This is a genomic window from Nitrospinota bacterium (genome assembly GCA_016217735.1).
Taxonomy (GTDB): Bacteria; Nitrospinota_A; UBA7883; order JACRGQ01; family JACRGQ01; genus JACRGQ01.
Genome location: JACRGQ010000030.1, coordinates 1 through 14378 on the forward strand (window position 1 = coordinate 1; position 14378 = coordinate 14378).

At 59.1% G+C, this 14378-nt stretch carries 11 protein-coding genes; 7 read left to right on the forward strand and 4 right to left on the reverse strand.

The window, feature by feature from the left end; genetic code table 11:
- The first annotated feature begins 534 nt into the window (after positions 1-534).
- Entirely contained in the window at positions 535-1611 is a 1077-nt protein-coding gene (locus HZA03_04915; GenBank protein ID MBI5637294.1) for a hypothetical protein, read from the forward strand.
- 165 nt (positions 1612-1776) lie between these two features.
- On the opposite strand, the gene HZA03_04920 is transcribed toward HZA03_04915, so the two are convergent.
- The 4 genes from HZA03_04920 to pilB all read right to left on the reverse strand — a co-directional run bounded on the left by HZA03_04920 (position 1777) and on the right by pilB (position 8225).
- The gene (locus HZA03_04920) at positions 1777-2961 is read right to left on the reverse strand and encodes an ATP-grasp domain-containing protein (protein ID MBI5637295.1); all 1185 of its coding nucleotides are present in this window, start codon (positions 2959-2961) and stop codon (positions 1777-1779) included.
- A 1-nt stretch (position 2962) separates the two neighbouring features.
- The gene (locus HZA03_04925; GenBank protein MBI5637296.1) at positions 2963-4321 is read right to left on the reverse strand and encodes a sigma-54-dependent Fis family transcriptional regulator; all 1359 of its coding nucleotides are present in this window, start codon (positions 4319-4321) and stop codon (positions 2963-2965) included.
- The gene (locus HZA03_04930; GenBank protein MBI5637297.1) at positions 4318-5892 is read right to left on the reverse strand and encodes a TolC family protein; all 1575 of its coding nucleotides are present in this window, start codon (positions 5890-5892) and stop codon (positions 4318-4320) included. The genes HZA03_04925 and HZA03_04930 overlap by 4 nt, the downstream gene beginning before the upstream one ends.
- A gap of 131 nt (positions 5893-6023) precedes the next feature.
- The gene (gene pilB / locus HZA03_04935; protein ID MBI5637298.1) at positions 6024-8225 is read right to left on the reverse strand and encodes a type IV-A pilus assembly ATPase PilB; all 2202 of its coding nucleotides are present in this window, start codon (positions 8223-8225) and stop codon (positions 6024-6026) included.
- A 179-nt stretch (positions 8226-8404) separates the two neighbouring features.
- On the opposite strand from pilB, the gene HZA03_04940 reads away from it, so the two are divergent.
- The 6 genes from HZA03_04940 to HZA03_04965 all read left to right on the forward strand — a co-directional run bounded on the left by HZA03_04940 (position 8405) and on the right by HZA03_04965 (position 14001).
- Complete coding sequence (locus tag HZA03_04940) at positions 8405-8968, forward strand: hypothetical protein (protein MBI5637299.1); 564 nt, start codon at positions 8405-8407, stop codon at positions 8966-8968.
- 153 nt (positions 8969-9121) lie between these two features.
- Entirely contained in the window at positions 9122-11371 is a 2250-nt protein-coding gene (locus HZA03_04945; GenBank protein ID MBI5637300.1) for a HAMP domain-containing protein, read from the forward strand.
- A gap of 53 nt (positions 11372-11424) precedes the next feature.
- On the forward strand, positions 11425-11814 hold the full coding sequence (locus HZA03_04950; protein MBI5637301.1) for a hypothetical protein: 390 nt from the start codon (positions 11425-11427) through the stop codon (positions 11812-11814).
- Between the two features lies 1 nt (position 11815).
- Entirely contained in the window at positions 11816-12226 is a 411-nt protein-coding gene (locus tag HZA03_04955; GenBank protein ID MBI5637302.1) for a YkgJ family cysteine cluster protein, read from the forward strand.
- A 150-nt stretch (positions 12227-12376) separates the two neighbouring features.
- A complete protein-coding gene (gene glgC, locus HZA03_04960) occupies positions 12377-13582 on the forward strand; it encodes a glucose-1-phosphate adenylyltransferase (protein MBI5637303.1) in 1206 nt (401 codons plus the stop codon).
- A gap of 116 nt (positions 13583-13698) precedes the next feature.
- Positions 13699-14001, forward strand: coding sequence for a hypothetical protein (locus tag HZA03_04965; protein MBI5637304.1), 303 nt, complete (start codon positions 13699-13701; stop codon positions 13999-14001).
- Positions 14002-14378 lie beyond the last annotated feature (377 nt).

The window sequence follows — 14378 nt, forward strand, 5'->3', positions numbered from 1 at the left end:
CGACCGTCTCCGGCTCCGCCAGCGCGCCACCGGGATACTGCATGAGGAATGAAACGGTCAAAAACGCCGTCACAAACGGACGCGCCAACAATTTCTTTCCCGTTGGAACAAATTTAAACTTCATGAAGCAATCCCTTTCCTTGCCGTGTTGGTGTTCCCGACATGACCTTCATGCCGACTTTATTAACCTCTCCTCACTGCCCCCGCATTCAAGTAATCGCTTAAGTACTTGAATATCAATGCTTTCAGTCTGCACCCTCGTGATACTGGCAGAAGTGTGCGGGAGAATCAAGTAGCATAAATAAACAGCACACGCCTGCTACTATTGTGTATATAAAACTTTATTCACCTGAACGCTTCTTTGCCCGATGCGGAGATGGGCGTTAAATGACGGCAATGACAATTTGGTTAAAAAGACGGGTGGCGGGCATATCCCTTTTCCTGGGGGGTATTGAGCGCGGCTTAATAATCTGTTATTTTTTAGCCAGTTAATGCGGCCGCGCGGGCCGTCAAACCATTGGAGCAAAGGGCGCGATGAACCACACCGAATACGGATTGAGCAGAAACGAAAAGCTGCGCCGCTCCCTCTATAAGACCCTGCGCAACGAGTTGGACTATGCGCTTATCCAGTACAGCCTTATCGACAGCTATCAAAACCACCTCGACGCGAAGGTGGAATACAAGTTCGTGGAAAAGCGCCAGCTCAAGCCCCGTTCCAAAGTAACGGAACAGGAAAGCGAACTGAACAACGGATTCATCGTCCTGTTCACCGAAACCGCCATGCCGGCGGACCTCAAAAAATACATCCGCTACTTCGACAGCAACAAGGTGGTGAAGGAAAACCTGCCCGAAATGGTCTTAAGCGCCCCGCGCGTGGCGCCGGACCTGCTGAAGATCCAAAAGTATTACGAGCACGGGAAATTCTACGATCTGCTCAAAAGCCTGCTGCCGGTGGATTACGCGCTGCTTATCCAGCAGGACGCCGCCAGCCGCAAGCGGGTGCGCTATCTTTTGTCGCACTTCCATGTGCGTATCGACTGGCTTATAGATTTCGCGGCCGAAGCGCTGGGCAAACAGCTCCGCTACATCTCGAAAGACCTGTACGAAAAGGGGGAACGCCACGCCGAGGAGATGGTGGAAAAACTCTTTGAATATTACTCGTTCCACCACACCGTCTCCGGGCGGCGCACCGCCAGCACCGTGGCATACCAACTGTTGAACCAGATGGACGGCATCGTCACCCTGTACGTCAGCAGTTCGGAAGCGCGCACGCTGAGCAAGCTGTACGAAGGCGGCATCAGCAAGTTCTGCCTCATCAAGGTGTCGCGCGAGCATATCCATCTCATCGAGAAAAATCTGGGGATAAAAGACTTCAGGAAGAACTACCTCATCCACGAAACCGAGGATTACGGCGTGGCGGTGTTTCATGTGGTCTACGAGCGCAACGAGCACTCCACGCCCCCGGCGGATGGCAAGCTGCGCGAACTGCAGCCGGACGTGCAGTGGCTGAAAGTGGCCGAACAGTTCCTGATGCCGAAAGCCGGCGCGGCCGACTGCCGCCCGCTCGACTATTTTATGATCTACGACCAGCAAGACCCCTTCAGCCACTGATCTTTTATGGTGGGTACACAATTTATTGTGTACATCGGCGCGGAGCGCCGAGAGGGAAATCATGCCTTCGGCACGATGTACCCATGATGGCCTACAGGCCACTTCCGCCGCGGATTGAAGAAAAGTTCCGCGGCTCCTTAAATGGGCGCCTGCCGGGCAACGCGGTTACTCCGTGGGCCGCACGCGCGATTCCAGCGCCGCCACCTCTTCCAGGCTTTCGCCATACGCCGCCACATCCAACCACCCGGTGAGGGATGACGCGGCAAAATGAAAGGGGAGCAGGCCGCGCCCCGCCGCCGCGGTGAGCAGGTTTTCTTTTCCGCAGAGGGCGGCGAATGCGGCGAACGTGAAGCCGCGCGCAACCGGTATCTTGAACGAGCGCCAATGCCGCGCCCCCGCCCTTTGCGCGGCGGCGATAACCGGCGTGCTGGTGTTTTCCCGCGCGTTTATTTCGGCTATATAGGTTGCGCCCCCGGCGCTGATGAAATCGATGCCTATCATCCCCCGCGCTCCCATCGATGCAAGCCGCCGCACCGTTGTTTCCGCCAGCCGCGCCACAGCCGGGGGGATTTCCGCCCCCCCTTCGTTCCCCTTGTGGGCGGTTCCTGCCATGATCTGGCGGCTCGCGCCGAACAGCGCGGAAACGCCGTCCGGCCCGATGGCGTACTGCACATTCCAGCTTTCATCAATGGCAAGAAATGGAGAGGCGAAGTAACGGGTGATCTCCCGGTTGCGGCCGATGATGCGGACTATCGGGGCTATCTCTTCTTCATTTTCCACGGTGAAGGTCTGCGTGCCGCCGCAGCTTTCGTTGCCGCGCACGAAGAGTTTGCCGTGCTCCTTGAGCAGTTCCCGCACCGGCTCGGCGAACCGGGAGGATCGCACCTGCGCCCGCGGCGGCGCGGCAATCGCCATGTCCTCTTCCAGCCGCAGCAAAAAATAGGCGGTGTTGAACATCCGGGTGAGGGCGGGATGCATCACCCGCTCCCGCGCCCCCAGCGTCTTTGCGATCTCCCATTCCTCTTCAAGGTGGATATAGAAGTTGGGGATGCCGCGGCCGTCAATCCGTCCAGGGAAATCCTTCCCAAGAAGATCGGCGGCGAGGTTGCCGCCGGCGCCGGGGCAGAGGATGATCCGCTCCGTCCCCATCCCGTTATCCATCAGGAAACGGAGGTAGTCCGTCTCCGGCGCGGCGGCGAGGACGATGGCGTCCTCCGGCGCGCATTGCAGCAATGCCCGCTCGGCATACGCCTTCAGCACGCGGCGGAACTGCGAGGCCCGGTACGGCAGCGGTTTGAACACCTCGCGGCCGTGCGGCAGATGCACGGCGGGAATGAAAAGCCGGGACATCCTACTTGAAATCCTTTTTGTCCAACCCGTACTGTTTCATTTTGCGGTAGAGCGTTTTCCGGTCCATGCCGCTTATTTCGCACACCTTTTGGATCGAGCCGCCGTTCCGCCGCAGCAGGCCGGCGACGTATTCCATCTCGTAGTGATCCAGCACCCGCTCCTTCATGGCGGCATAATCAAGGCCGAGCAGTTCCTCCACGACCGGGGCGCCGGACATGGAAGCCGCGGCGCGCGTATCGGGGTCGAGCGCGACGGTTTCGATAACGCCGCCGGCGCAGTGGAGCACCGCGCGCTCCACTGCGTTTTCAAGCTGCCGGATGTTCCCCGGCCAGTAATGCGCCATGAGCGCCGCTTCGGCTTGCGGCGAGAACCGGCCGATTTTTTTTCCGGCCGCCGCCGCGTACTTCCCCAAAAAATGCGCGGCAAGCGCGGGGATGTCTTCGGGCCGTTCGCGCAGCGGCGGCAGCGTGACGGCAATCACGTTGATGCGGTAGAGGAGATCGCGGCGGAAAGCGCCGATGCGGGCCATTTCGAATACGTCGCGGTTGGTGGCGCAGACCACCCGCGCGTCAACCGTCACAGGGGCGTTCCCCCCCACGCGGTTGAACGTGCCGCTTTCGAGCACCCGCAGCAGTTTCACCTGCATGGCGGGGGCAAGTTCGCCGATCTCGTCCAAAAAAATCGTTCCCTTGTGCGCCGCCTCGAACTTGCCGGCCTTGCGCTGGTGTGCGCCGGTGAAGGATCCTTTTTCATGGCCGAACAGCTCGCTTTCGATGAGCGTTTCAGGGATGGCGGCGCAGTTGACCGCCACAAAGGGGCCCTGCGTGCGGGCGCCCGATTCGTGCAGGGCGCGGGCGGCCAGTTCCTTGCCGGTGCCGGTCTCCCCCAGTATCAGAACCGTGCTGGGGGCGTTGGCCGCCTTCAGGATGAGCTGTTTCATATCGCGCACCGACTTGGAACCGCCGATGATGGAGGGGATGTCAAATGCCGCCGCGGCGGGATATGCCGTTGTGCCGGCCGAATCCGCCAGCCGCCGGAGCGCCGCCGTGGTCGCGGCCGGGTCGTACGGATAGGTGAGCACCGGCCCCGCAAGGCCGTACTGCCGGAAAAGGGCATCTACTTTTTCAACCTCCCCGGCGGGGGCGGAAACGGCGATACGCATTCCCTCCAGCGCGGGGGGGAGCGGAAAGGTATCGAACCCGGCGGCGAGAATGGCGAAGCCGCCGGTGGCGGCGGCCGCTTCGGCCTCGGCGCGGTAAAAGGCGGCGCGGCAGGCAAAGCCCGCTTCTTCGGCGATGGCGCGGAGCGCCGCCGCCCGGTGCAGGCTTTTTTCGTAGATCAGTACGCCGAAGCCGTTCACTGCCCCTGCATCGTCAGCGTTATGTTGTTCCTTTCCAGAATCGTGCCGGTCGCCCGGTCAAGCTGCGCCACCGCCTTTTGATAGTCGGTCGCCGCCCTCATTTCGTTGCTTTTCGCGGCGGCGAGGTCTTTTTGGTATTGCAGCACGGTGAAGGAGGTGGAAGTTCCCACCTCGAACTTGCGCGTTTCGGCCGCCAGTTTTTTCTCGGCCAATACGCGGGAAAGGCGGGTTGCTTCGATGGTTTGGCGGGCCGCCTCCAGGCTCCGGGCGGCGGCCATCACTTGCAGGTCTATCGTCTGGCGGAGGCCGGCCAGCGCCATGCGGGCGGCATCCGCCTCCACTTGGCTTTTCACGGCGCGGCTTTTCGCCGCGCGGTTAAAAAGGGGATATTCAAATTGCACGCCCACCGAGTAGTCGTAGTATTTCCCCCCCCCGGCGTCGCTCAACGAATCGGACTGGGTTCCCCCCAGGCTGCTCGTGATGGACTGTCCCCCGACGGTGACCGTCTGCGGCTCGCCGCGCAGGCCGTGAAGCTTCACATCCGCGACAAGATTGAGCGTGGGGAGCGTCTGGTTTTCATTGTAGGCCCGCTCGGTCTGCTTGCTGTCGAGCGCCAGCAGCGCCTGATGGTAATCGGGCCGCTTGTCATAGGCGGTCTCGCGCAGGTGTTGCAGGTTAACGGGACTCTCCCGGTAGACTGGCTCGTCGGTGGGGCTGATGTCGTCATCACCGCCCAACGGCAGGTCGTTGCCGTTCATCAGCGCCTTGAGATTATCCTGCGTGTTTTTGATGGCGAGGCGGGTTTTTATGAGCGCCTCTTCCTGCACCGCCACCTGCGCGTCCGCCGCCGCCACTTCTATCGGCGCCATAACGCCCACCTGCACCTTGAGTTCCATCTGCCGCTTGAAGTCCTTCGCCCAGCGCAACGCCTCTTCCTGCACCGCCAAATCGTGCCGTGCGGCCACCAAATCCCAATAGGTCTGTTCGGTCTTGGTCACCACATCCATCACCTTGGCGGCAAAATCGGCGTCCGACACGCCCTTGGCGTTTTTGGCTATGACGAGACGGTAGGTGTTCGGGCCGGTGCCGAAATTTTTGAGCAGCGGCTGGGTGAGCGCCAAATCCAGATTGCTGGCGTAGGACGGATTGAGGCTGGTAACGAGCGAGTTGGTGTCCGCTTGCGTGGTATCGAGAGTCAACTTATAGCTGGTGCCAAAAGAAAATTTCTGCTGCACCCCCAACGCCGCCGCCGTTGCCTTGGTCTCGCCCACCGCCGGGTTGGCATACGGCGAGGCGCTGGGGCTCTCTGTGCGGGCGTAGGAAACCGAACCGAAGAGGGATGGGTCGAATTCGGCCTCGGTCGCAAAATAATCCTGTTCGCTGGCCAGCGGTTTCGCCTTTTGCACGCTGATATCGAGGTTGTTCGCCAGCGCCTGTTCGATGCTTTGACGCAACGCCAGCGGCTGTCCAGCCCCTTCGGCGCCCGTATCACCCGCCCCCGCGCCAAGCGGAAAAAGGGCCAGCGTGACGGCAACCAATGCGGTGTGTGGAATGCGGGTCAGTTTCATCATTGTTGTTGTATCCTCAATTTGTCCGCCATATTAGACGCACGGGGGAAGGAAAAGGTTCGGGCGCGGCGGCAATAAACACAATTCCCAAAGCGTGCAACGGCTTCATGCGGTGCATCCCCACACGAAAGGTATCAGGCCGGTTTTTCAATGCGGGCAAGGCGCTTGTCGGCCTCGTTGATTCGTATCATAAGCGATTTGATGATGGTAAAAGCGATGTCCGGATAGTTGTCGAGGGTCTCGCGCAGCTTGTCGCCGGGGAATACTTTCACGACGCTCTTTCCCTTGGAGCGGACGGTGGCTGTGCGGGGCTGGTTCATCAGGGCGGACATCTCCCCGAAATATTCACCGGGCTGCGAAATTTCGCCGACCATCTTTCCGCCTTTTGTGATGGCCAGGGAGCCTTGCAACAGCTGGTAGAAATTCTTGTCGGTGTTCCCTTCGCGGATGATCAGGTCGCCGTCTTCGAAAATCAGTTCGTCCGGGTTCAACAGGTAGGCGGGGAGCGCTTCTTTCTGCAACACGGTGTTGGCGATGACTTCCTCAAGGGTGGTGACCCCTTCGAGAACCTTGTTCAGCCCGTCGCGGCGCAGCGTCAACATGCCGTCCTTTATGGCGATTTTGCGGAGTTGGTCTTCGGGCACGCGCGCGGTGATGGCCACTTTGAGCACCTCGGAGCACTCCATCAATTCGAAGTTGCCGACGCGCCCCTTGTAACCGCGGGTGCATGCCGGACATCCGGCGCCGCGGTATATCTTCGCGTTCGGCAACTCCTCCTTGGTGAATCCGGCTTCCAGCAACGCCTGATGCGGGATATCGGTAACTTCCTCCTTGCACTTGGTGCAGAGGCGGCGGAGCAGGCGCTGGGCGAGAATGAGCACCAGCGCGGTGGACACCAGGTACGGCTGGATGCCGATATCGATGAGGCGGGAGACGGTGCTGGGACAATCGTTGGTGTGCAGCGTGCTGAACACCAAGTGGCCGGTGATGCTGGCCTTGACGGCGATCTCGGCCGTTTCGAGATCGCGGATTTCGCCGATGAGGATGATCTCGGGGTCTTGCCGCAGGAACGATTTCAGCGCCGCCGCGAAGGTGAGACCCACCTCGTTGCGCACCAGCACCTGGTTGATCCCGTCGAAGTTGAATTCGACCGGGTCTTCCGCGGTGAGTATCTTCACGTCTTCGGTGTTCAGCGACACCACGGCGGAATAGAGGGTGTTCGTTTTACCCGACCCCGTGGGGCCGGTGACAAGAACGAGCCCCTGCGGAGACTCCAGCCCTTTTTGGAATACATCCATGGCCCATTGCGAGAAGCCGAGCTTTGTCAGGTCGGTCTGCAGCTTGGTCTGGTCAAGGATACGCATAACCACCGATTCGCCGAACAGCGTGGGAAGTATGCTTACGCGGAAGTCGAGCGGCTTGTCGCGGCCGGGGACTTTTATCTTGATGCGGCCGTCCTGCGGCACGCGTTTTTCGGCGATGTTGAGGTTGGACATGATCTTGATGCGGCTCACCAGCGCGTTCTTCATTTGCAGCGGCAGCACCAGGTCCTCGAAAAGCGCGCCGTCCTTGCGGTAGCGGACGCGGTAGCGCTTCTCATACGGCTCGATGTGAATGTCGGAAATGCCGCCTTGCACCGCCTTGATCAGGATGCCGTTCACCAGCCGGATGAGCGCCGCGTCGACCGTGACGGGTCCCCCCTCCTCTTCCTCTTCCTTGGCGATTTCCAGTTCGTCTTCGACGCTGGAGATAATGTCGCCCATGTCGTAGGTTTCAGCGGCCGCCGGCTTGGACGATTTTTTATCTTCTTCTTTTATCGCCTCTTCGGTGGGCAGAAATGCCTTGTAGTCCTCGTCGGACATGCCGTAGTGTTTTTTGTACGCGTCGGCCAACTGCAGCAGCCGCACGATCTTGCCGCGCACCGGCAGCTTGGTCTTGCTGCTGATCTCCTCGATGGCGTTAAAATTTGTCGGATCGACCATCCCGCAGACAAGGGCACCTTCCACGACTTCCATCGGTATCACCATGTGTCCCTTGGCGGTGGCGAGGTCGATCAGCTTGATCGCCTCTTCCGTGGGGTTTTCCTTGGTCAGGTCCACGGCGGGTATTTGCAGGCTGCGGTTCACGAAGGCGATGATGGCTTCTTCGGAGATGTAGCCGAGCTTTATCAGGATGTGGCCGATCCACCCCCCTTTTTTCTTCTGAACCTCTTCCGCCTCTTTGAGTTGGCGGCTGGTGACGCGGCCGTCCTTGCGCAGAAGGTCGGCAAGCTTCTCCCGCTTGGTATCGTCCTGAATCGTCTTTTTAAAGCTCGACTTACGATCGTCAACCGCCATTCCGCCACCCTTCCTCTAAGGAAACCAGCCATAAATAACTTGGCCATTATATCACCCTGCTGGAACGCCACAAGGGGAGTTAGCAATACTGTCCGTACAAACCCGATATGATATTTTTTCCAATTCGGGCTAAACTATAAAGAGAAGATGCCGATATAAAGATGAGAGGAAGTGTAGTCATGGACGTCAAGAAGACCGCCACGCCGACGAATCCCTTGGCCGCGCCATCCACCCAAGGAACGCAGCAACATGCAGGAGCCGCTTCCGCCGCCGCGCCGGAGGATAAAACCGCCGCGCCGGGAACGAATGCCGCCACTAAGTTAAGCCCTTCGGATTTGGTGACGCTTTCCCGCAACTCCGTGAAACAAAGCCAGCTTTCCACCCTTATGGGAGGGTTCCAAAACTCCCTCGTGGATACGCTTTCCGCCTACAACGCCGATCCGGCGATGGGTTCGCTGTACAACCTCACCGGCACACCGGTGGACAATTACATGAACAAGAACCTGACCAACCTCACCCCGGACATGAAAAAAAGCTTCATGGACAGTTACAGCAACCTCGCCAATACGTCGGGCGGACTGGTGCCGCAAAGCCTGGTCAACCAGACGTTTGGAAAGACCGGCGGGTTCAGCCAGTTCTTGACCTCCCTGTCCAACCGGCTCAACCAGCTCCCCACCAGCGCCGCCGCCCCCAACGGCTTTCCCGGCACGGGTGGCGCCACCGGAACCTCACAAACCGGCTGACCGGGGCAACCCGCCACCGGTGGTCATCGGTGACGGTTGCTTGAAGTGCGGCTTTTTGCCTGCTATTCTGGCGCACAACATCCGATTTCTTAATACGATGCACACCTCATTAATGAGTTTTAATAATTGCCGCGCCGCCACCGGAACGTTGCCATGAGCGAAAAAAACGATAGCACGCTGCGCACGCTGCTCAACATGGGGCATAACCTTACCGCCGAGGCGCGCGCCACCGGTTTGCGCCGGCTGCGGATCGCCGTGCTGGCGCTGCTCTCGGTCATGCTGCTCTTCACCATGTACAAGCTGGTGTACGATGGGCCGCGCATCGGCGGCATCAACAACCTGAACCTCTTCTTCCTGCTGAATCTCAACATCCTGCTGCTGCTGGTGATGGCGCTGCTGGTGGGGCGCAACATGGTGAAGCTCTTCATGGAGCGCCAGGAAAAAGCGCTGAAGGCGGCTTTCCGCACCAAGCTGATACTGGCATTCCTCGGCCTCACGCTTATCCCCACGGTGCTCCTGTTCGTGGTGGCCAGCGGCCTCATCACCAACTCCATCGACAACTGGTCGAACATCACCGTGGAACGGTCGCTGCGCGACAGCCTGGACGTGGCGCACGACTATTATTCACAGCATGAAAAGCGTGCCGAAGCCGGGGCGCGGGACCTGGCCGGAATGGTGCAAAAACAGCAGATGCTGCTGAACGCCAACCGCGTCTACCTGTCCAATATGCTGCCGAAAAAGATCGGCGAGCTGAACGCCGCCGGGGGAGCGGTATACGGCGGAAATTTCACCCTGCGGGCGAAATACGCCGCCAACGGCGACGATGAATATGTTCCCCCCGCCTTAACCGGGTTCCACGCGGAAAAAATGGCGAAAGGCGAAACCTTCGCCGAAAAACACCGCACATCCCGCGGCGCCTACGTGGTGGCGTTCGCGCCCGTGCTGGCCGCCGATGGCGCGGTGGAGGGGGCGGTTCTCCTGACCGAGCCGATAGATCCCTGGCTGCTCGACAAAATTGAGACCATCACCCGCACCACGGAGGAATACCGCCAGATACAATCGCAAAAGCTGCCGATCAAGATGATGTATGAGGTCACGCTGGGGGTGGTGACGCTGGTCGTCATTTTCGGCGCCATCTGGTTCGGCTATTACCTCGCGCGCGACATCACCACCCCGATCCAGAAGCTGGTGGATGCCACCCGGAAGGTGGCCGAAGGGGATCTTTCGGTGCGCGTGGAGGAAAAATCGCGCGATGAGATCGGCTTCCTGGTGCGGTCGTTCAACCGGATGACGGAAGACCTCGATACCTCCCGGCAAAAACTTGATGCCAATCACCGCGAATTGGTCGACGTCAATCAGGAGCTTGACCGCCGCCGGCGGCACATCGAGACGATACTTTCCACCATCGCCGCCGGCGTGATATCCATCGATCACCGCGGACATGTCACCACCTGCAACCCTTCGGCAACGGCCATCCTCCACCTCGACGCGGGCGACCCGCGGGGGAAATATTACGAGGAAATCTTTTCCCACACGCAGCTCGATCCGGTCCGCTCCATCGTGCGCGAGATGGGAAAAAGCCGCAAGGAGAGCATCAAGCAGGAAACCCAGATCAACGTGGACGGCGTTATCCGCACGCTGCTGGTGCATATCTCCACGCTGAAGGACCAGTATGACACTTTTATGGGGATGGTGGTGGTGTTCGAAGATCTCACCGCCATCATCAACGCCGAAAAGACCGCAGCCTGGCGCGACATCGCCCAGCACCTCGCCCACGAAATAAAAAACCCGCTCACCCCCATCAAGCTGAACACCGAGCGGCTGCGGCGCAATTACGAGACCGACCGCGCGGCATTCGACCGGAACTTCGATGCCGCCACCCGCGTCATCATCCACGAAGTGGATGTGCTGGTCGGGCTGGTCGATTCATTCTCGCGCTTCGGCCAGCTGCCGGTGGCGAAGCCGGAAATGCATCCGCTGCACCGGCTGATCGAAGAGGTGGTGCAGATGTTCCACGGCATGAAACAGGACGTGGCCTTGCGCGCCGATTTCGACCCCTCCATCCACGACGTGCGGCTGGACCGCGAACAGATGCACCGCGTCTTCCGCAATCTGGTGGAAAACGCCGTCAACGCGGTGGAGCCGGGGGGGGGCATCGAGATAAAAACCCGCCGCGTGAACGGCGGCAACCGGATACTGATTGAAGTGCGCGACGACGGCCCCGGCGTCGATCCCGCCAACCTCGACAAAATATTCCTTCCCTATTTCTCCACGAAGAAGAAGGGAACCGGCCTCGGCCTCGCCATCGTCAACCGCATCATCGCCGACCACCAGGGAACCATCACCGCCAAGAATGTGCGGCCCCACGGCCTCCTCGTCTCCATCGAAATCCCCGCCGCGTAACATTGCCCCAAAATCCCGCTCCCGCCGCGCCGTTTATGCTAGAGTAATCCCCCATGACGAAGAGGGGGGATCCGCGGACGAACGATCTTTCGTGCCGCTATGTGAACATAATGATGGACTATCCCGCCACGCGCGGCGGCATTGACACCTTCCTCTGGTACATCTATCACGGCAACGCGCAGGTGTACATCGGCAAGGACGGCGAATGGTACCTGCTGGTTCCCTCCGGTTGCGTGCATCTTACGAAGGACAACCGGTGCAAGCTCGAAGGCCGCCAGCCGGATTATTGCACCCAGCACGGACACATCGAAGCCAAGGACATCCATGACGTGGCGAAGCATGTTTTCACCAACGAGGCGGAACTGCTCACCTATCTGAAAAAACACCGGCCGAAACTTTTCGCCCGGCTTCCCGACGCCACCCGCGCGGCGGCGGAAAAATAGCATGCCGCGCACGCCCAAAGCCATGCAAAATCCCTGCGAAACCTGTCCCGCCGCCTGCTGCGCCTATCTGAACATCGTGGTGGAAAACCCCCGCACGCCGCAAGAGGTAAACGACCTGCTCTGGTACATCTACCACCAGGCCAGCGAACTGTACCTCGACGTTGACGGCGACTGGAGCGTGGTATTCCACCAGAAATGCATGCACCTGGACGAAAAAAACCGCTGCGGCATCTACGGGCGCCGCCCCACCGTCTGCCGCCAGTTTTCGGCCAACGGCTGCCACGGCGGCGATTTCACCGAATCGGTCAAGGAACATTTCAGGACGGACCGCGATTTCATCCGCTGGATAAAGAACCGCCGCCCCGCGCTCTTCAAACGGCTGAAACCGGACGTGCGCCGCCTGGCAAAATAAGGTATCCCCCTCCGAAAACGGTTCCCCCACCCCCGCCCAAACCCCCTGTTATTCTGCCGAACGCTTATGGAGAAAAGCGTTTGAAGTTGGTAGAATAAAACAGATTTGCGCAACATGCCATGAGGAGGGGGCTGAATGGACGTTATGACGATGATTCTGGCCGGCGGCCAGGGGGAGCGTCTGATGCCGCTCACCCGCGACCGCGCCAAGCCGGCGGTGCCGTTCGCGGGGCGTTACCGGATAATCGACTTTGTCTTGAGCAATTTCCTCAACTCCGGCCTGACCAAGATAAAACTGCTGACGCAGTTCAAAAGCGATTCGCTCAACCGCCACCTCTCCCGCGGCTGGCAGTTGGCCCCCCGCTTGGGGCTGTATATCGATCCGGTGCCGGCCCAAATGCGCACCGGCACAAACTGGTATCTCGGCACCGCCGACGCCATCTACCAAAACCTCAATCTGGTGAAGGACGAAGGCCCCGATTACGTCTGCGTGTTCGGCGGCGACCACATCTACAAGATGGACGTGCGCCAAATGCTGGACTACCATGTGGAAAAAAAGGCCGAGTTGACCATCGCCGCCATCCCAAAGCCGCTTAAAATCGCCTCGTCGTTCGGCGTGGTGGAAGTGGACGACCAATGGCGTATCATCGGCTGGGAGGAGAAACCGAAAAACCCGAAACCGATGCCCGGCCGCCCCGATATGGCCCTCTGCTCGATGGGGAATTACATCTTCAACCGCGATGCGCTCATCGAATGGGTGGAGGCGGACGCGGCCCAGAAAACGGGCCACGATTTCGGCAAGGACATCATCACGTGCCGCTACAAAACCAACCGCGTGTTCGCCTACGACTTCTCCACCAACGTCATTCTTGGCGCGGAGGAAAAAGAGAAAGGCTACTGGCGCGATGTGGGGACGCTGGACGAATATTTCGACGCCTCTATGGACCTGGTGGAGGTCGTCCCCACGTTCAACCTGTACAACCGGCATTGGCCGATACGCACATTCAACCCGACCAACCCGCCCGCGAAGTTCGTCTTCGCCGACAAAGACAACCAGCGCATCGGCATCGCCACCGACTCGCTCGTTTCGGAAGGATGCGTGATCTCGGGCGGCCGGATACACCGCTGCATCCTCTCCCCCTCCGTCCGCATCAATTCCTACTGCAACGTGGAGGAGAGCATCCTGATGGAGGGGGTGAATGTGGGGCGCTACAGCCGCATCCGGCGCGCCATCATCGACAAGCACGTCGAAATCCCGCCCGGCACCGAGATCGGATTCAACCCGGCGGACGACCGCAAACGGTTCCACGTCACCGAATCCGGCCTCGTGGTCATCAGCAAAAAAATGGTGCTCTGACGGGAATCCACGGATGGCGCGGAAAATTCCGCATTTCGCCGAAGGCAAAACCGCCAAGCTGATAGAATTGGCAAAACGGAGGAAGTGAGGGTTGGATCTGTGCAAAAACTACGTCCATGAAAATGAGAAAGGAGGTATTATCCAAGCGGCTTAATCGGGAAGCCGGGAGGCACGTTGTAAACGCAAATCCTGACTACCGCATGGCAACTCTTCAAATGCTTGGCGTGGCTCCTTCTTTCAGCCGCCCGAAGGTCTCCGATGACAATCCGTACTCCGAATCGTTGTTCAAGACCCTGAAATACTGCCCCGGTTATCCCGAATATGGATTTGCCGACATCGAGGGCGCGCGCATTTGGGTTGGGGAGTTCGTTCACTCGTGCTTTTTGTCGCGAAAGAGCTTTGAGCCTATCCAAAATTAAATTCTTGCATTTTGTGGCTACTTTAAGTAGAACTGAGCGCCAAGAGACATTCAAAATACCGCCTAGATTAAACCAAGGATAAAATCCAGCATGCTTTTTGCTTCCTTCGAGTATATCTTCCTGTTTCTTCCCGCCACGGTATTCGTATATTTTTACCTTGTAAAAACAAGAAATGTGCTCGCAGCTAGAGTTTCGCTGTTGTGCTCCTCGGTCGTGTTTTACTCTTTTTGGGATCCCTCTTATCTTTCACTTCTGTTTCTAAGCATAGCGGTCAACTTTACGGCGGGAGCGGCTCTTCAGGAAGAAGGGCGGTCTCTGGCGCATAAAAAGAAGCTGCTTATCTTTGCCATAGCGGCAAATCTGCTTATGCTCGGCTA

Coding starts and splice junctions, on each gene's coding strand:
- HZA03_04915 (MBI5637294.1), top strand. CDS start 535: ATGAACCACACCGAATACGGATTGAGCAGAAACGAAAAGCTGCGCCGC.
- HZA03_04920 (MBI5637295.1), bottom strand. CDS start 2,961: ATGTCCCGGCTTTTCATTCCCGCCGTGCATCTGCCGCACGGCCGCGAG.
- HZA03_04930 (MBI5637297.1), bottom strand. CDS start 5,892: ATGATGAAACTGACCCGCATTCCACACACCGCATTGGTTGCCGTCACG.
- pilB (MBI5637298.1), bottom strand. CDS start 8,225: ATGGCGGTTGACGATCGTAAGTCGAGCTTTAAAAAGACGATTCAGGAC.
- HZA03_04940 (MBI5637299.1), top strand. CDS start 8,405: ATGGACGTCAAGAAGACCGCCACGCCGACGAATCCCTTGGCCGCGCCA.
- HZA03_04945 (MBI5637300.1), top strand. CDS start 9,122: ATGAGCGAAAAAAACGATAGCACGCTGCGCACGCTGCTCAACATGGGG.
- HZA03_04950 (MBI5637301.1), top strand. CDS start 11,425: ATGACGAAGAGGGGGGATCCGCGGACGAACGATCTTTCGTGCCGCTAT.
- HZA03_04955 (MBI5637302.1), top strand. CDS start 11,816: ATGCCGCGCACGCCCAAAGCCATGCAAAATCCCTGCGAAACCTGTCCC.
- glgC (MBI5637303.1), top strand. CDS start 12,377: ATGATTCTGGCCGGCGGCCAGGGGGAGCGTCTGATGCCGCTCACCCGC.
- HZA03_04965 (MBI5637304.1), top strand. CDS start 13,699: ATGAAAATGAGAAAGGAGGTATTATCCAAGCGGCTTAATCGGGAAGCC.